The following is a 19287-nucleotide window of genomic DNA, read 5'->3' on the forward strand; positions in this document are numbered from 1 at the left end:
GTCACTCTCTCCCTGTCGGTACGTTGAACTGTTCGGCCCGGTCGCGAGATCGGGCCCGGACGGCGGCCCGTCGGCGTCCGGCACGCGCGGCGACGTCGTCGGGGCCGGCGGGTCCGTGGTGGCCGGGGGCGTGCGGCGCGTCGGCCGCGGTGTCGGTGCGCAGGCCGGCGACGAATTCGGCGATCGTGGGCCTGGCGAAGACGTCCACGAGCCGCACCTCGCGGCCGAGGCGGCGGCCGAGGTCGACCTGGAGCCGGGCCGCCAGCAGTGAGTTGCCGCCCGCTTCGAAGAAGTTCGTGTGACGGCCGACGGGCCGGTCGGCGCCCAGCACCTGTCGCCACGCCTCGGCGACGAGTTGCTCCGGGCCTTCGCGTGGCGGCGCCGCGCTGTGCGGGGCGTCCGTGCGCGGGGCGGGGAGCCGGGCGCGGTCCCGCTTGTTGGTGCGGGTGCGGGGCAGCGCGTCCAGCAGCACGACGCTCTCGGGCACGACCGAGGCCGGCAACCGTTCGGCGAGGTGGGCGCGGAGGTCGTCTCCGGTGACGGCACCGTCCACGACCGCGTAGGCGAGGAGCCGGGGCGCGGTGGGGGTGCCGTGCAGGGCCGCGGCGGCCTCGCGGACCGACGGGTGCCCTTGGAGGAGTGCCTCGATCTCCTCCAGTTCGACGCGGTTGCCGTGGATCTTGACCAGGCTGCCGGTGCGGCCGGTGAAGGCGAGTTCCCCGTCGGGCAGGAACCGGCCGAGGTCCCCGGTGCGGTACAGCGTTCCGCCGGGCCGCCACGGGTCGGGCACGTAGGCCTTGGCGCTCTCCTCGGGCCGACGGTGGTAGGCCCCGGCGAGGAAGTCGCTGCGCAGGTGGATCTCGCCGACCACGCCGACCGGGCAGGGCCGGCCGCGGTGGTCGAGGACGAGGGCCTCCCGGCCCGCGAGGGGCCGGCCGATGGGTACGGAAGGCGCGAACTCCTCCCCCGGTTCCAGCTCGCGGTGGGTGGCGAGTACGCATTCGGTGGGCCCGTACAGGTTGTGCAGACGGGGCCGGACGGTCCGGCCGGCCCAGGCGGCGGCGAGCGAGGGCGGCAGCACTTCGCCCGCGAGCAGGACGTGTTCCAGGTGGGGCAGTTCGGCCCGGCCGCGGTCCAGCGCCTCGGTGAGCACGGCGAAGAAGCCGGGCACGGTCTGGATCTGGGTGATCCGCTCGGCCCCGAGCCAGGCGGCCATGGCCACCGGGTCCCGGCGGGTCTCGTCCGGCGGTACGCACAGGGTGGCGCCGTGGCAAAGGGCCGCGAACACCTCGGTGTAGGCGGCGTCGTAGGTGAACGGCGCCCACTGGGCGATACGGCTGCGGGGGCCGATGCCGAACCGTTCTCCCTGCCAGTCGGCGAACTGTGCGAGCGACGCGTGCGGCAGCGCGATTCCCTTGGGGGTTCCGGTGGATCCGGAGGTGTACACCAGGCAGAGGGCGTCGTCCCCGGTGACCGGCGCGGAGGGGACCGGCGGATGCGCGCCGGCGTCCGGCTCGTCGGACGGGAGCGGCTCGACGGGAACGCCGGCGAAACGGCCGGCGACCGGGTCCCACAGTCCGGGCAGACGTGTCAGGCACCGCTCGTCGGCCAGTACGCACAGCGGCTCGGCGTCCGTGATCACGGCCCGCAGCCGAAGTTCGGGGCTGTCCGGGTCCAGGACCGCGAAGGCGGCCCCCGTCTTGGCCACCGCCAGGACCGCCGCGGTCTGCGCGATGCCGGTGGGCAGCAGGACCGAGACGAAACGGCCCGGTGCGGCGCCGAGGCGCAGCAGCCGCGCGGCGATCCGGTCGCTCCAGGCGTCGAGCGCCGCGTAGGTGACGCTCTGTCCGCCGTGGCGGACGGCGACCGCGCCGGGCCCCGCCGCCGCCTGCGCGCGGAAGAGTTCATGGACGGGCGTGGCGTACGCCGCGCGTGCGGCGCCGGCGGGACGGGCGGGCCGGGGTGACGGCGTCTCCTCTTCCGCCGGGTCGAGGGGGGCGAGGGCGGCTGCGGCCTCGGGGTCGTCCAGTGCGGCGCGCAGCAGGGTCTCCAGATGGCGCGCGAAGCGGCCCGCCGATGTCCGGGTGAACCGCCCGGAGGCGTACTCCAGCACGCCCTCCATGCGATCGGGGTGATCCTCCAGGGCGAGCGTCAGGTCGTACTTGGCTGTGCGGGTCGGCACGGGCCGCAGGTCGCCGCTGGCCTCGCCGAGCCGGATCCGGGCCGGCAGGGCTTCCTGGAGCACGAGTGTGGCCTGGGCGAGGGCGGGCCGGCCGGGATCGCGTGCGATGCCGAGGGCGTCCACGAGTCGGTCGAGCGGTACCAGCGGCCGGTCGAGGTCGTCGGCGAGCCGCCGTGCGGTCCGGCGGGCGAGTTCCCCGAACGAGGGGCTCCCGGCGAGGTCGACGCGGACCGGCAGGCTGTTCACGAGGGAGCCGATCAGGCCCTCCAGCTCCGGTGCACCCCGGTTGGCGGCGGGCACGCCGACGATGACGTCGTCCGTGCCGGCGTAGCGCCCCAGCAGGGAGGCGTAGACGGTGAGCAGCACCGAGAAGGGGGTGACCCGAAGCCGAGCGGCGGTGGCGCGCAGGCGAGCGGTGAGGTCCGGCGGCAGGACGACGGGCACGGTGTCCCCGGTGCCCGGCGGGCATGGACCGGCATCGGGATCGACCGGCAGGTCGAGGACCCCGCAGTGGCCGTCGAGACGGGTGCGCCAGTAGGCGAGCTGCGCGTCGCGGATCGTGACGGCCGCGGGGGCGGCCGCGGCTGCGGCGTGGCCGAGGAACTCCCGGGCAAGGGGCGGCAGGGGGCTGCCCGTGCCGGTGTGCAGCGCATGGAGCGCCGCGAGCTCACGGACCGCCACGGTGATCGACCAGCCGTCGACCGCGATGTGGTGGGCGGTGAACAGCAGCACGGAGGTGTCGGACGCGCGCAGGAGCGTGACGCGCAGCAGCGGCCCTTCGGCGAGATCGAAGGGGCGCGTGGCCTCGTCGGCGGTGGCGGAGTCCAGCCATGAGCGGGTCGCGTCGCCGCCCTGTGCTTCGGTCTCCTCCGGCACGTCGAGCACGGTGGGGCGGACGCGGTCGGCGGGCAGGCGGACGAGGACGGGGCCCTCGTCGGCGAGGTGGCAGCGGGTCGCCAGTACCGGGTGGCGGGTCACCAGTTCGCGCAGGGCCCGCGCGAGGGCATCGGCGTCGACCGGGCCGTCGAGACGGGCGGCGGCGGCCAGGTTGTACGCGGCGGAGTCCGGCACGAGGCTCTGGGTGAGCCACAGTTGCCGCTGCTGGTCGGTCAGGGGTACCGGGTCCTGCGGCACCGGTACGGGCGCCGGGGGCGCGGTGTCCGCCGCCCCGGGCCGGGGTCCGGTGGACGGGCGGGCGCTCAGGGCCCGGGGGGTGGGGTCGGCGTAGAAGTCCGCGAGGGACGGTGCGTGGCCGAGTGCGTCGCGTACCCGGCCGAGGAGCCGGGTGGCGACGATGGAGTTGCCCCCGGAGAGGAAGAAGTCGTCGGTGACGCCCGGCGTGCCGGGGTCGACGCCCAGCAGGTCGGCCCAGAGGGCGATGACCGTTCGTTCGGCGTCGGTGGCGGGCGCGACCCGGTCGGCGGCGGCCGCCGTGTCGGGGAGGGTGCGGGCCGCTGTGCTCAGGGCGGGGCGGTCCACCTTGCCGCTGGTGTTGAGCGGGAGCTCGTCGAGCAGGGCGATGACGGAGGGCACGACCGCGGCCGGGAGCAGGGTGCGCAGGTGCCGGCGGAGGTCCGCGCCGAGGGCGTCCGCGTCCGCGGCGGTGCCCTCGGGCACGACGAACGCGACCGGCCGGGGCGTCCCGGGGCGTTGACCGTCGATGACGACGGCGGCGGCCCGCACCTGCCGGTGGCGCGTCAGCAGGGCTTCGATCTCGCCGAGTTCGATGCGGTGACCGAGTATCTTGACCTGCTGGTCGGCCCGGCCGAGGACGACGATGCGGCCGTCCGGTAGATAGCGTGCCAGGTCGCCCGTCCGGTAGACCGGGGCGTTGGCACCGCCCAGCGGGTCCGCACCCACCGGGTCGGGGACGAACGCGGCGGCGGTGAGGTCGGCCCGGTTCCAGTAGCCGGCGGTGACACCCGCCCCGCCGATGACCAGTTCACCGGCGGCGCCGACGGGTACCGGTCGGCCGTGGCGGTCGAGGATGTGGCAGTAGGTCCGGGCCACGGGGCGCCCGACGGTGACCGGCTCCCCCGGCAGGACGCGTCCGGCCGTCGACCAAATGGTGGTCTCGGTGGGGCCGTACAGGTTCCACAGCTCGCCACAGCGGTCCAGCAGCCGCTCGGCGAGCGCGGGGTCGAGGGCCTCACCGCCGCTGAGCGCCCGCAGCGTCGGCCGGCCCTGCCAGCCTCCGTCGACGAGGGCACGCCACAGGGAGGGCGTGGCCTGCATGACGGTGGCACCGGACCGGTCCAGCAGGGCGCCGAGCGCCTCGGGGTCGCGGACCGTGGCGTGCGGCGCGATCACGACCCGGGATCCCGCGACGAGCGGGGCGAACAGTTCAAGCACCGAGATGTCGAAGGTGAGGGAGGTGACGGCGACCAGGACGTCGTCCTCGCCCAGGCCCGGCTCGCGGACGATGCTGTGCAGCAGGTTCGCGACGCGGTCGTGCGGTACGGCCACGCCCTTCGGCCGGCCGGTGGAGCCGGAGGTGTACATCAGGTACGCGAGCGCGTCGGCGGCGGGACCGTCCGGGGCCGGGACGTCGTCGCCACTGGACACGGCCAGCAGCTCCGCCGCGGCGGCGCACGGTACGGCGTGGTCCGGCGCCGGGGAGGCGGCCGGTCCGGTGACGAGCAGCCGGGCCCCGCTGTCCTCCAGGACGTACCGCACGCGTTCGTCCGGCATGGTCTCGTCGAGCGGGACGAGGACGGCTCCGGCCCGCCACAGTCCGACGACCAGCGCGAGGAGTCCCGCGGCACGCGGCACCAGCAGTGCCACCCGGTCGCCGGGGCGAACGGCCCAACGGTCGGCGAGGCGCGCGGCGACGCGGTCGGCGGCGGCGTCCAGCTCCGCGCGGGTGACCGCCTCGTCACCGTGGAGGACCGCGGGCACGTCACCGGACCGGGCGGCCATGACGCGCAGGGCCTCGGGGACGGTGGACCAGTCGGGCCGCGTCCGGTCCGAGGCGTTGAACCCCGTCAGGACGCGCCGGGTCTGCTCGTCGCTCATCACGGGCAGCTCGGAGAGGCGTCGGCCGGGCTCGGCGACGGCTGCCTCCAGCAGGCACAGCAGTCCTTCGGCGATGCCCTGGACGGTCTGCGGGGAGAGCAGCGCGGTGCGGTACTCCAGCTCGGCGTCGAGGTCTCCGGACGGCCGGGGCCGCAGGAACAGGGAGAGGTCGTACTTCGCGGTGCCGCTGTGCGCCGGGGCCGGCGTGGTCTCGACGCCCGGCAGGTGCAGGAGGGTCGTCGGTCCGCTGTGGAAGGCGTACATGAGCTGGAAGAGCGGGGACGGGCCGCCGCCCGCCGGGGCCAGGTCCTCGACGACCAGGTCGAAGGGCGTGTCCCGGTGCGCGAGGTCGCTCTTGAGGTGCTGCCGGGTCCGCCGCAGCGCTTCGTCGAAGGCGGGGTCGCCCGAGAGGTCGACGCGGTGGGCCACGACGTTGAGCAGGGGGCCGATCATGGCGCCCAGAGCGGGGCGGTTGCGGGTCGCGACCGGCATGCCGACCACGAGGTCGTCCTGGCCGGTGTAGCGCTGGGCAACAGCGCAGAACGCGGTCAGCACCGCGGCGGGCAGGGTCGCGAGCCGCGTCCGGGCAAGGGAGCCGAGCCCGGCGACGAGGTCGGCGGGGATCACGAAACGGTGGACGGCTCCGGCGAGGGCGTCGGCGGGGCGCCCGGCGCCGGGTCCGTCGGCGGGCAGGCGCAGCACCGGGAGTTCCCCGGCGAGCCGCTCGCGCCAGTGGTCGAGGCCGTGGGCGGCGGCGGGGTCACTGCGCTGCCAGGTGGCGTAGTCCCCGAAGTCGCGGCCGGGAGCCGCTGCTTCCGGTGCCGGGCCACCGGTCTCGGCGACGTAGGCGGCGGCGAGTTCCTGGAGGAAGACGCCGAACGCCCAGGCGTCGACGACGATGTGGTGGGCGACGAAGAGCAGCAGGTGCCGGTCCTCGCCCAACCGGTAGAGGCAGGTGCGCATCAGTGGCGGCCTGGCCAGGTCGAACGGCGCCGCCACGGCGCGGGCGACGAGTTCCGCCAGCCTTTCCTCGCGCTGCTGTTCCGGCAGGTGGGCCAGGTCGGTCCGTTCGACGGTGGGCAGGACGCGGTCCGCGAAGTGCTGCAGCGGTTCGCCGTCGGCGTCCGCGACGACGGCGCAGCGCATCACCTCGTGCCGGGCGGCGAGGACGGCCAGGGCCCGTTCGAGGGCTCGGGCGTCCACGGGGCCGTCGAGGCGGAACGCCGCGGTCTCGTTGTGCAGGGCGCTGCCGGGAAGGACTTGTTCGGCGCGCCAGATCGAGCGCTGGGCGTAGGACAGCGGGGCACGGCCGCGGTCGGGCCGGGGCGGTACGGCGGCGGGGCTCATCGGCTGCTCCGGGAGGTCACGGCGGCGGCGAGACCGGAAACGGTGGGGTCGTCGACGAAGGTCCGCAGGGGGACGTCCACGCCGAACATCGAGCGCAGCCGGTCCAGCAGGCGGGCGATGGCCAGGGAGTCGCCGCCGAGCAGGGTGAAGTCGTCGTGGCGACCGACAGCCGACAGGTGCAGCAGCTCGCACCACACCGCGGCGATACGGGCCTCCGTGTCGTTGCCGGGGCCGTCCTCGGTGGCGGCGGCCCGTACGGTCGACGGCATCGGCAGGGCCCGGCGGTCGGCCTTGCCGTTCAGGGTGCGGGGAATGGCGGTGAGCCGGATGTAGAGGGCGGGGCGGCTGCCGGGGGCGAGACGGGTCTCGGCGTGGGCGCGCAGCTGTTGGTCCGTCAGGGAGTCGTCGGCGACGACGTAGGCGACGAGGGCGGGATCGGCGTCCGCTTCGGCCACGGCGGCGGCGCACACGTCGCGGACGCCGGGGTGGCGCCGCAGCGTGTCCTCGATCTCGCCCAGTTCGACGCGCACGCCGTTGACCTTGACCTGCTGGTCGCGGCGGCCGAGTACCTCCAGGACGCCGTCGGGCCGCAGCCGGCCGAGGTCGCCCGTGCGGTAGGCGTGGGTGCCGGTGAACCCGCCGGCGCGGCCGTCGAGATAGCCGCCGAGCGGGAAGGGGGTGTGGATCTCGATCTCGCCGATGGCGCCGGTGACGGGCGCGCCCGCGGCCAGGACCCGGACGTCCACGCCGGGGAGGGGAAGGCCCGCCGGCACCGTCTCGGCCTCGGCGTCCTCGGCGCCGAGGCGGCGGAAGACCTTGGTCATGGTGGTCTCGGACGGGCCGTAGAGGTTGACCAGTGCCTTGCCGTCGCCGAAGAGGCCACGCCACCAGGCGACGTCGGCGGACCGGACCGGCTCGCCGGCGAGCAGGACGGCCTTGAGCTCGGGCAGGGAGTCGGGGGTGAGGCCGGCGGCCCGCAGGGTGCGGAAGACGGTGGGAACGCAGTGCAGCACCTCGATCCGCTGCTCTTCCAGCCACTCGGCGAGGGAGGCGGCGACGGGTACGGCGCCGGGGCCGGCGGCCCGGACGCTGCCGCCGGAGCGCAGCGGAACGAGCGCGTCGCGCAGGAACGCGTCGAAGCCCGGTGAGGTGAGCAGGGAAACCCGGGCACCTTCGGTGACGCCGAACTCGCCGGTCTCCCAGTCGAGGAAGTGCTCGACGGCCTGGAGGCTGCCCTTGATGCCCTTGGGTCGTCCGGTGGTGCCCGAGGTGAAGTACACGTATCCCGCGTCGGGTACGTCGAGGCCCTGCCAGTCCGTCGCGCGCCACCGGCCGGGCTCGACGGTGCCGGCGTCGATGACCCGCGTGTCGGCGAGGAGAGCGTGGTGGGGACCGAGGGCATCGCCTCCGGCCCGGTCGGTGACGACGGCCGAGGGGCGCAGGTCCTCCAGCAGCGCGGCCCAGCGCGCCTCGGGCTGCCGGATGTCGACGGGGGCGAAGGTCCGGCCGGTGGCGGCGCAGGCCAGGATGGTCGCGATGACCGGGACGGGCTCGGCGCAGGCGATGAGGACCGGTCCCAGGGCGCCGTCCTCGGCGAGCCGGGCCCTCAGTCCGGCGGCGTGGGCGGCGAGTTCGCCGCGGCTCCACTCCCGCTCGGGGGTGGAAACGGCGGGCGCCCGCCCGTCCCGCTCGACATGGTCGGCCCAGCGGTCCAGGATCGTGGTGTGGCTCACAGCTCTCCGTTCTTGATCCGTTGGGCCACGACCGACATCGGGTCTATGGCGGGGAACTCGTCCGACCGGCCCGCGGCGGCTATGGCGCGGGTGACCAGGTGCAGTTCGGTGCAGGCGGCCACGAAGGACCGCACCCCGTAGCGGGGCAGGGCGTCGCGGAGGAAGTCGATCGTGCGGAGGGGGTCCCCGCCGCGCTTGACGCGGTAGACCTCGCGGTGCAGCGCCTCCTGGTCGTCCGGTCGGAGCATGACGAGGTGGGGCACCGCCCGGTCCGCGTACGGGCCGGAGGTGAGGATGCCGGCTTGTGCGGTGCCCTTGGTGCACAGCAGGAGGTGCGGCCGCGCGGTGCGGATGAGTTCCTCGTGGGCGACGTCCACCAGGGACACGCAGCGCGCGAGGAGGTCGGGGGGCAGGTCGCCGAGCACTCTGTGCGCGGTGACGCACGCGACGACGACTCGTTCCGCCCCCGCGAGCACCAGGCCGCGTACCGCGCTCTCGACGGCCCGGTACAGCGGTTCGAGATCGCCCGTGTCGATGGCCTCGGTGCGGTCGACCACGGCGGGGTCGGACCACAGCAGCACCCGGGGCGTCTCCTGTTCGGAGCGTCCGTCGCCCGTGTGGTAGACGGTGCGGAGCAGTTCGGTGGAGGCCAGGGGGCCCATGCCGCCGACGATTCCGACCAGCGGCAGTGACCGAGGCACGCCGTACGGGCGGATCTCGGGGGTGGTCTGACCGCCGGGGGCGGCGGGGTGGGTCATCCGAGACACGGCAGGCCGAACTCCTCGACGAAGAGAGCGAAGGTCGCGATGACCATCAGGTAGTCCGTGTCCAGGTGAGCGTGCACGTGACCGCCCTGTGCGCGCTGGTGACGGACGAGCGCCGCCACGATGTCGGGGTTGAAGTACCCCTGCTTGCGCACCACTGACGGCGAGAGCAGTTCCTCGAACCAGTCGTCGCCGCCGGCGAGCAGGTGGCTGCTGGTCTGACCGCGGAAGCCGAACTTGGGGCGGGCCAGCACCTCGCCGGGCACACGCGACTCGGCGACCCGCCGCAGCACGGCCTTCTCCGCTCCGCCGGCCACCATCAGGGCCGGGTGCAGTGAAGTGGCGTGGTCGACGACGGGGCGGGCCAGGAACGGGAAGCGCAGCTCGACGGAGTTGGCGAGTGCCATCCGGTCGCCGTGGTCGCCGAGCAGGTGGTCGGCGAGACGCAGGTGGAAGTCCAGGTAGGAGCGTTGGTGCAGGGGGTGTCGGCCCCGCAGCCGCTCGGCGTCGACCAGACGTTGGGAGGTGACGGTGAACTCGTCGAAGGAACCGGCGAGATCGTCGGAGTACAGGTCCCGGCGGAAGTCCTGCGCGACGAGGTGATCGGTCTCGTACCCGAAGTCGACGCCCCACATCCGGAGGCGGATCTCCCGTTCCAGTTGGGCGTCGAGGCCGCTGAGCCGTCCCCCACCCAGTCCGGCGGCGTCGTAGCGGTACCCGGGGTAGCCGCCGAAGAGTTCGTCGGCGCCTTCCCCCGTGAGGACGGCGACGGTGCCGTCGGCGCGTACCGCTCGGGACAGCATCATGGAGCAGACGTTGTACGACTCGCGGACGGGCGTTTCGGCGTGGCGCACCATGGCGGTCAATTGCGTCGCGAGATCGCCGTGACGCACCGACACCTCCTGGTGGCGGGTTCCCAACCGGGCGGCGACCAGCCGCTGGTGGGGACTTTCGTCGAAGTCCTGGTCGGGGAAGACGGCGGAGTAGCTCGGCCAGGCGTGACCCGGCCGGGAGCCCGCGGCGAGCGCGGCGATGAGGCTGGAGTCGAGCCCGCCGCTGAGGTAGAGGCCCACGGGGACGTCGGCGACCAGCCGGTCGCGCACCGCGTCGTCCAGGAGCGTCGCCATGTGTCCTGCGGCGCGCGCCAGTTCGGCGTCGAGGTCACCGTCCTTCAACGGCTCCAGGGCGTCGGCGGCCGGGTAGTCCAGGTCCCAGTACCGCTGCGTGGTGACCCCCGAGGAGTCGGCGATCAACCTCTCTCCGGGCCCCAGGGACTTGATGCCCTCGAACATGGTGCGCGGGCTGACGAGCCCGGGGAGGCTGAGGATCTGGTCGAGGCCGCGGAGGTCGACCCGGGGACTCACCGCCGGGTGGCGCAGGAGCGCCTTGATCTCCGAGGCGAAGAGGAGCAGCCCGTCCACGACCGTGTAGAAGAGGGGCACGATCCCCGCGTGGTCACGCGCGAGAAGGAGCCGCCCGGCGCGGGCGTCGTGCAAGGCGAATGCGAACTGGCCGTCGAGGTGGGCGGTGAGATCGGTGCCGAACTCGCGGTAGAGGTGGACGAGTACCTCGGTGTCGCACTCGGAGCGGAACCGGTGCCCCGCAGCGGCCAGCGACTCGCGCAGCCGCCGATGGTTGTAGATCTCCCCGTTGCAGACGGAGACCAGGCTGCGGTCCTCCGAGAAATGCGGCTGGTTACCTCGCTCCAAATCGTTCAGAGCAAGTCTGCGAAAACCCAGCACAATACCATCGCCGACGTGGAACCCTTGGTCATCCGGGCCCCGATGAATTAGCTCGGCGGTCATTTGCGAAATGACATGACTATCGATCGGACGCGCTCCACCGAGGGAGAAAGCGCCCACTATTCCACACACGTTGGAAAATCCCCGTTTCACACCTGCACAACACCAGATGCATGTTCGACGCTATCCCACGAAATAGCGCGAGGTCAATGAAAAATTTTCAGCAAGAGAGCAGGCCAGCGGCTTTGACGGGTCGTCAGAGCTGGCTGTCCGGCGAATCCGAGAATAGGGTCGACCTGCGGACCCCGGTCCGCACGAAAATCCTGGAACAAAGAAGGGCAGAATGCAGTGACACGGAACCGATGGACACCTTGGGAGGCCGCCCCCGGCACGGACGGCGAAGCGGAAACCGTCCGTGTCTACTGCCTCCCGCACGCCGGCGGCTCGGCCGGTTCGTACCTCGCGTGGTCCCGCTCCCATGAGGTGCCGGGGCTGAAGTTCGTACCCGTGGAGCTGCCCGGCCGGGGCACCCGCCTGAGCGAACCCCTGCTCGACTCCATGGACGAGGTCGTCGACGGCTTCCTCACGGTGCTGGCGGAGCGCCCGGAACAGGAGAGGTTCCTGCTCCTGGGGCACAGCATGGGCGCCCAGATCGCCTTCGAGACGACGCGTCGACTGGCGCAGGCCGGCCGGCCGCTGCCCCGTGTCGTCGTGGTGTCCGGCTGCCGTCCGCCGGGTGCCCCCGTCGCACTGCCTCTGCACGACCGGAGCGACGAGGAACTGCTGCGCGGGCTCGTCGAACTGGGCGGCACGCCCGCGGAGATCCTGGAGCACCGGGAACTCCTCGCGATGCTCCTGCCGGTGATGCGGGCCGATCTCGGGCTGCTGGCACGATACATGACGGACATACGGCCGACCGTGCTCCCCTGCCCGATGGTCGCCCTGGGTGGAGCCGACGACCGGCTGGCGGGACCGGAGTGGATCACCGGCTGGCGGGCGATGACCGCCGGCGGGTTCCGCCACCGGGTCCTTCCCGGTGACCACTTCTTCCTGCACGCCCGACCGGCGGAGGTCATGGCCGAGATCGCCGCCGCGGTACAGGAGCACGCGGCGAGCACCGCGGGCTGAGGGGCTCACCGCCCGCCCGGACGTCGTGGTGACGTCCGGGCGGGCCCCGCCGGCACGGCGCCCTACGCGCGCCGGCGGCGGGCCCGGGGCTGCCGGGGTTATCGCTCGTCCCGGCGTGCCAGTTCATCGGCGATGATCCGTCCGATGAAGTCGATGTGTCCGGGCTCGACGAGCTGGAGGTGCCGCGCGTCGACGGGGTGCTCCACGATCGGACCCGTCACGTACGGACCCCACAGTTCGGCGGCCGTCGCCTGCCCCACCGTTTCGGCCCGCCGCGCTTCGGCCGTCGCGGTGAAGCCGAGCAGGGGCCCGTCGTACACACGCGGCACCCAGCGGACCATGAGTTCGCCGTGGTAGCGGCAGGTGTCGATCAGCGCGTCCAGCGCCGCGGGATCGGCGGGCGCCGACGCCCCGAGGACCGGGGCGAGCATCCGCAGCAGCTCCTCCGGCTCGGGAACCCGGCCCCCGTCGACGGCGGCGATCTCCTCCGGCGACGCGCCGACGGCGTCGAGCAGGGCCCGCATGACGTCGGCCTCGCCGACCGCGTCCGCGTGCGCCCGCCGGTCGTGCTCGTTGGGCGGGACGCTGTCCAGCATCGCCAGCAGCTCGACCCGCTCACCGCGTTCCCGGAGCTGGACCGCCATCTCGTGGACCAGCACACCACCGAACGACCAGCCGAGGAGCCGGTACGGCCCCGTCGGCTGCACCTCCAGTACGCGGGAGACGTACTCGGCGGCGAGTCCGCCCATCGTGGCGGGACGCTCTCGCCCGCCCGCCGGGCCGGTGCCCTGGAGCGCGTACACGGGCTGGTCCTGGCCCAGCGAGCGCAGCAGCCCCACGTAGCCGAAGCCGTCGCCGACGACCGGGTGGACGCAGAACAGCGGAGGGCGCGTGCCCGTGGCGCGCAGCGGCAGCACCGGCTCCCAGGGCACCGCGGCGGAGGCGAAACGGGCCTCGGAGCCAGGCTCCCGCGCGATCCGGAGCGCGAGCGCGCTCGGTGACGGGTTGTCGAAGAGGGTGTGGATGGGCAGGTCGACGCCGAGCTCGGCGCGGATGCGTTCGACGAGCCGGACCATCATGAGCGAGTGCCCGCCCAGCAGGAAGAAGTCGTCGTCGGGGCCGGCCGCCGGGAGGTCCAGGACCTCGGCGAACAGCGCGGTCAGGGCCGCCTCCAGGGGAGTGGCCGGCTGCCGCGGCGCCTGCTCGCCTCGGGCGGCCGGGGCGGTGGGTTCGGGCAGCGCGGCACGGTCCAACTTGCCGTTGGGTGTGACCGGCAGGTTGTCGAGGGTGACGTAACCGGTGGGCACCATGTGCTCGGGAAGTCGGCTGCGCAGGTGCTCGCGCAGATCTTCGACGGTGGGGGCGGCCACGCCGGCCACCGGTACGGCGTAGGCGATGATCCGGGGGGAGCCCTGCTTGTCCTGCCGGATCAAGACGATTCCCGCCGCGACGTCCGGGTGCTCCCCCAGCGCGGCTTCGATCTCGCCGAGCTCGATGCGGAAGCCCCGCACCTTGACCTGGCCGTCGACGCGGCCCAGGTACTCGACGGCTCCATCGGGGCGCCAGCGGGCCAGGTCGCCCGTGCGGTACATACGGGATCCGGGCTCGCCGTACGGGTTGGCCACGAACCGCTCGGCGGTGAGCGCCGGCCGCCCGAGGTATCCGCGGGCCAGCTGCGCACCGTCCAGGTACAGCTCGCCGACGACACCGGGGGGTACCGGCTGGAGTTCGCCGTCGAGGATGTGGACGCGCGTGTTCCACACCGGCCGCCCGATGGGGATGGGTCGGCCGTCGTCGTCCTCGGGACGGCAGGTCCAGGCGGTCACCTCGATCGCCGCCTCGGTCGGGCCGTACTGATCGACCAGCCGGACGCCCGGCAGCACCTGGTGGAACCGGCGAGCGGTGGCCGTCGTCAGGGCCTCGCCACCGACGATCACCAGACGAAGCGAGTCGCACCGGCCGGCGTCGGGGTGCTGGAGGAAGGCGTCCAGCATGGAGGGCACGAACTGGGCGACCGTCACGCGCTCCCTGCGGATCAGCTCGCACAGGTAGGCCGGGTCTCGGTGGCCCTCCGGCCGCGCCACGACCAGGGTGGCTCCGGTTCCGAGCGGCCAGAAGATCTCCCACACCGACACGTCGAAGCTCGACGGCGTCTTGTGCAGCACCCGGTCGTCGGGGGTCAGCAGGTACTGCTCCTGGCCCCAGCGCAGACGGTTGGTCACGGCACTGTGCTGAACCACCACACCCTTGGGGCGGCCGGTGGAGCCCGAGGTGTAGATGACGTAGGCGGGGTCGGACGGGTCCGGTCCCACCGGCACTGCGCGGCCGGTGTCGGCCGGGTCGTACGGCGCGAGCAAGCACACGCCGGCGGGCACGCGGAGCTTCGCGGCCTCCTCCGGGGTGGCGATCACGGCGGTGGGGTGGGAGTCCTCCAGCATGAACGCCAGCCGCTCGGCCGGATAGTCGGGGTCCAGTGGCACGTAGGCGGCTCCCGCGCGGTGCACCGCGCACACGGCCACCACCAGGTCGAGCGAGCGGGGCACGGCGACGGCGACGACCGATCCAGGGCCGACACCGCCGGCCGCGAGTCGCCCGGCGAGGGCCCCGACGAGCTCGTCGAGCTCGGCGAACGTCACCGTACGGCCCTGGTCGACGACGGCGGTGGCGTCCGGCGTCCGTGCCATCTGCTCGGCGACGGAAGAGGCGAGGGTGCTGGGCTCCAGGTCCCGGCGGGTGTCGTTCCACTCGGCGAGGAGGTGCCGCTCGCGGTCGGAGAGGAGGTCGATCCGGCCGATGCGCCGGTCCGGGTCGTCCGCGACGGCGGTGAGCAGCCGGGTGAGCCGGTCGGCGACGGCCTCGACGGTGGACTCGTCGAACAGGTCGGTGCGGTACTCGATGGTGCCGGTCAGCGGTCCTTCGGTGTCGTCCGCGGTGCGCTGGGCCGCCAGCGTGACCGTGAGGTCGAACTTCGCGGGTGCGAGCTGGACGGTGAGCTGCTCGGCCGTGACGCCCGGAATGTCCAGGGCGACGTCGACGCCGTGGTCCACGACGAGCGCCACCTGGAACAGCGGGTGACGCCCGGGTTGACGCTCCGGGTTGGCGAGGTCCACGAGCTGCTCGAAGGGCAGGTCCTGGTGGGCATATGCGGCGATGTCCGCGTTCCGCACCCGGTGCACCAGCTCCCGGAAGGTCGGGTCGCCCTCCGTGTCGGTGCGCAGGACGAGCGTGTTGACGAAGAAGCCGATCAGGTGATCGAGACCCTCGTCGGTACGGCCGGCCACCGGCGTGCCCAGGGGGATGTCCGTTCCGGCGCCCAGCCGGGTGAGGAGGGCGGCCAGGGCCGCCTGCACGGTCATGAAGAGGCTGACGCCGCTCTCGCGGGCGAGCCCGGCGAGCGCACGGTGGACGCGGGCGTCGACGCGGACGGGGACCGTACGGCCCTCGTGGCCGGTCTCGGGGGTGCGGCGCCGGTCCACCGGGAGCGGCACCTCGTCGGGGAGCCCGTCGAGGACCTTGCTCCAGTGGTCCCACTGTTCGGCCGCGAGGCTGCCCGGGGTTCGGGCGTCCCCGAGGAGCCGGTTCTGCCACAGGGTGTAGTCGCCGTACTGGACCGGCAGCGGCGCCCAGCCGGGCTCGCGCCCTTCGGCGCGCGCCCGGTACGCCACGCTCAGATCGGCGGCGAGCGGTCCGATGGACCAGCCGTCGCAGGCGATGTGATGAGCGGTCAGAAGGAGGATGTGGCGGCCCGGCCCCAGGAGGTACAGCCGGGCGCGCAGGGGTGGCCGGCTCGCCAGGTCGAACGGGAGCGAGGCCGCGGCGCGCAGTTCCTCCTCCAGGGCCTCGCCCTCGGCGCGGGCCGCGGCCAGGGGGACGATGTCCAGCAGGGACGGCAGCTCCTCGGGAGCGAGGACCCTCTGGTGGGGCACGCCCTCCCGGTCGGGGAAGACGGTGCGCAGCGCCTCGTGCCGGACGACGACGTCGTGCAGGGCCGCGCCCAGCGCGCCGATGTCCAGCGGGCCGTCGAGCCGTAGGGGCAAGGGGATGTGGTAGGCGGCGCTGTCGGTCTCCAGACGCTGGAGGAACCACAGCCGGCGCTGGGCGTACGAGAGGGGGATCTCGGCGGGGCGCTCGATCGGCGCCAACGCGGGCCGTCGACCGGTGGCACCGAGCAGCCGGGCGAGGCCCGCCGGCGTGCGTGCCTCGAAGACCCCTCGTATCGCCAGTTCGGCTCCGGTCACCGTCCGGACGCGGCTGACCAGACGCATGGCGAGCAGGGAGTGGCCACCCAGGTGGAAGAAGTCGTCGTCGGGGCCGACCTCCGACACCCGCAGCACCTCGGCGAAGATCTCGCAGAGGATCGCCTCCTGGGCGTCGGCCGGGCGTCGGCCGGCCGCGCCGGAGACGCGCAGGTCCGGTTCGGGCAGGGCGCGCCGGTCCAGTTTGCCGCTGCTGGTGAGCGGCAGCCGGTCGAGGTGGGCGAAGGCCGCGGGCAGCATGTACTCGGGCAGGTGCGCGGCCAGGTGGTCACGGAGCACGGCCGCGTCGACCGGCGGTTCGGCGACCGGGACGACGTAGGCCGCGAGGAACGGTTCTCCCGAGTCCTCGCCCCGGACGACCACCGCCGCCTGCCCGACACCGGGATGGCGGGTCAACACCGACTCGATCTCGCCGGGTTCGATGCGGAAGCCGCGGATCTTGACCTGCTCGTCGGCTCGGCCGAGGTACTCGACCTGGCCGTCCCGGCGCAGCCGGGCGAGGTCGCCGGTGCGGTACATGCGGGAGCCGGGCGGACCGTACGGGTCGGCGACGAACCGCTCGGCGGTGAGGGCGGGGGCGCCCAGATAGCCGCGGGCGAGCTGGGGGCCGGCGAGGTAGAGCTCGCCGGGCACGCCCGCCGGGACGGGACGCAGTCGCTCGTCGAGGACGTAGGCGCGCGTGTTGTCGAGCGGGCGGCCGATGACGGGCGTCGGGCTGTCGTCGAGGTCGCAGGCGAGCGCGTCGACGGTGCACTCGGTGGGCCCGTAGTAGTTGTGGACCCGGGTGCCGGGGATCGCGGCGAGCCGGTTCCACAGCTCGGGTCCGACGGCCTCGCCGCCCAGCATGAGGGCACGGGGGCGGTGCTGGTCGCCCTCGTCGAGCAGACCGGCGGTCAGCAGCGCCTGCGCGTACGTCGGGGTGAGGTCGAGGAACTCGATGCCCTCGCGCCGCACGTAGCCGACCAGGGCCTCGGGGTCGAGGCGCACGTCGTCCGCGAGGAGGTGCATGCAATGCCCCTCCAGCAGCCAGAAGAAGGGCTCCCAGGCCGTGTCGAAGGTGAGGGAGGCGACCAGTGCGACGTTGACGCGCGGGCTGCCCTGCGGAGCGTGGCGGCGAACCAACCTGACGCGGTGGTGGTGCGCCAGGTTCGCGAGGGCGGCGTGTTCCACTACCACGCCCTTGGGCGTGCCGGTCGAGCCGGAGGTGTGGATGACGTAAGCGGGGTCGGACGGGCTGGTGACGCCGGCCCGGTCGGCGTCCGTGAGGTCGGTCGAGGGGTGCGCCGCGACGCGCTCCCGCTCCTGGCGCTCGTCGAGGACCAGCACCGGCGTGGAGTCGGGCAGTCGGCCGGCGATCCGTCGGGTGGTGAGCACGCACACGGGCCGGGTGGCCGCCGTGATGACGGCGAGGCGCTCGGCGGGGGTGTCGGGGGTGAGCGGGACGAAGGCGGCGCCGGACTTGAGCACCGCGAGGAGGGAGACGACCACGTCGGCATCGCGGTCCATCAGCAGGAGGACGTGGCGTTCGGGCGCGGCACCTCGCCGGACGAGTTCGCGGGCGAGGCTGTTGGCGCGGGCGTTGAGCTCGCCGAAGGTGAGGCGGGTGTCGCCGGCGACCAGGGCGGGCGCGTCCGGGTCGACCGCTGCCCGTTCCTCGAACGCCTGGTGGTAGCTCCGGGCGGGAACGGTGAGCTCGGGTCCGCGCCACATCGTGTGGAGCGCGTCCAGGTCGTCGCCGGTGAGCAGGTCGATGTCACCGATGTGCTGGTCGGGGTCGCGCATGACGCTCTTCAGCAGGAGCGTGAGCCGCCGCATCAGCGCCTCGGCGCCCTCGCGTTCGAACAGGTCACTGCTGTATTCGACGAAGCAGGTCAGGCCGGCCGGGCCGCCGTCGGCGTCCTTGCGCTCCATGACGTTGAACGACAGGTCGAACTTGGCGCCGCCCGGGTCCGCCGCCACGACCTCGTAGGTGACGCCGGGCAGGGAGAGCCTCGCCTCGGGGAGGTTCTGGAAGGCGAGCATGACCTGGAACAGGGGGTGCCAGGCGAGGGACCGCGGCGGGTTGAGCGCCGTGATCAGCCGTTCGATCGGCATGTCCTGGTGCGAGAGGCCCTGCAGGTCGGTCCGGCGCACCCGCTTGAGGAGCTCGCGGAACGTGGGGTCTCCGGAGGTGTCCATGCGCAGGACCAGCGGATTGACGAAGTAGCCGACCACGTCGTCGTAGCGGGAGTCCCCGCGTCCCGCGGTGGGGCTGGCGAGGGGGATGTCGGTCCCGGCCCCGGACCGGGTCAGCACGGTCGCGAGCGCCGCCTGTACCACCATGAAGAGGCTGACGCGGCAGGTACGGGCGAGGGCCAGCAGGTCACGATGGAACTCGGCGGGGAATTCCCAGGGGAAGTAGTCGCCCTGGTGGGACATGGCGGCGGGGCGTGGCCGGTCGGCGGGCAGGTCCAGACAGTCCGGCAGCCCGGCCAGCGCGTCCTGCCAGTAGGCGAACTGGCGGCTGATGCCGCTCTCGGGGTCTTCGAGATCGCCGAGGCTCTCGTGCTGGTCGAGCGCGTACGAGGCGAAGTCCGCGGGAAGCGGTGCCCACTCGGGTTCGCGCCCCTCGACGCGCGCCGCGTAGGCCGTGCTCATGTCACGGCCCAGGAGGGCCATCGACCAACCGTCGCCGGCGATGTGGTGTTGGACCATCAACACCAGGTGGTCGTCGGGGCCGAGAACGAACACCCGCAGGCGCAGAGGCGGTTCGGAGGCGAGGTCGAAGCATTCGCGACAGGCCGTGCCGATGAGCTCGGGGAGGTCGTCCTCGGTCGCGTCGGCCACGGTGAAGGGGACCGTGAAGTCACCGGGGGCCAGGACCCGCTGGTAGGGCGTGCCGTCGCGGTCGGGGAAGACGGTGCGCAGCACCGCGTGTCGCTCCATGACGTCGGCCAGGGTGGAGCGAAGGGCCTCGGTGTCGAGGGGTCCCTTCAGGCGCAGCGCCACCGGCATGTTGTAGGAAGCGTCGCCGTCGTGGAGACGGTCGTTGAACCACAGCGCGAGCTGTGCGTAGGACAGCGGGATCTCCCCCGGCACCCTGCTTTCGCCGAGCACTTCTTCGTTCCTCCCCCGTGTGGT

6 protein-coding genes are annotated in these 19287 nt (G+C 73.5%); 1 reads left to right on the forward strand and 5 read right to left on the reverse strand.

Annotation, left to right across the window (positions count from 1 at the left end; all coding sequences use genetic code 11):
* Window position 1: 1 nt before the first annotated feature.
* From M4D82_RS03200 to asnB, 4 genes are read right to left on the reverse strand one after another with little or no spacing between them, the layout of a single operon-like run.
* A complete protein-coding gene (locus tag M4D82_RS03200; protein WP_249764556.1) occupies window positions 2–6544 on the reverse strand; it encodes a non-ribosomal peptide synthetase in 6543 nt (2180 codons plus the stop codon).
* Window positions 6541–8277, reverse strand: coding sequence for a non-ribosomal peptide synthetase (locus M4D82_RS03205; RefSeq protein ID WP_249764557.1), 1737 nt, complete (start codon window positions 8275–8277; stop codon window positions 6541–6543). The genes M4D82_RS03200 and M4D82_RS03205 overlap by 4 nt, the downstream gene beginning before the upstream one ends.
* The gene (locus tag M4D82_RS03210; RefSeq protein WP_249771409.1) at window positions 8274–9035 is read right to left on the reverse strand and encodes an aspartate/glutamate racemase family protein; all 762 of its coding nucleotides are present in this window, start codon (window positions 9033–9035) and stop codon (window positions 8274–8276) included. The genes M4D82_RS03205 and M4D82_RS03210 overlap by 4 nt, the downstream gene beginning before the upstream one ends.
* A complete protein-coding gene (gene asnB / locus M4D82_RS03215; RefSeq protein WP_349637038.1) occupies window positions 9032–10936 on the reverse strand; it encodes an asparagine synthase (glutamine-hydrolyzing) in 1905 nt (634 codons plus the stop codon). Before asnB ends, M4D82_RS03210 begins: the two co-directional genes overlap by 4 nt.
* A 195-nt stretch (window positions 10937–11131) precedes the next feature.
* Here asnB and M4D82_RS03220 point away from each other — a divergent pair, with 195 nt between their 5' ends.
* The gene (locus tag M4D82_RS03220) at window positions 11132–11911 is read left to right on the forward strand and encodes a thioesterase II family protein (RefSeq protein ID WP_249764559.1); all 780 of its coding nucleotides are present in this window, start codon (window positions 11132–11134) and stop codon (window positions 11909–11911) included.
* Window positions 11912–12009: 98 nt separating this feature from the next.
* Here the strand turns inward: M4D82_RS03220 and M4D82_RS03225 are convergent, their stop codons facing one another.
* Complete coding sequence (locus M4D82_RS03225; protein ID WP_249764560.1) at window positions 12010–19263, reverse strand: non-ribosomal peptide synthetase; 7254 nt, start codon at window positions 19261–19263, stop codon at window positions 12010–12012.
* Window positions 19264–19287 lie beyond the last annotated feature (24 nt).

The organism is Streptomyces sp. RerS4 (assembly GCF_023515955.1).
Classification (GTDB): Bacteria; Actinomycetota; Actinomycetes; order Streptomycetales; family Streptomycetaceae; genus Streptomyces.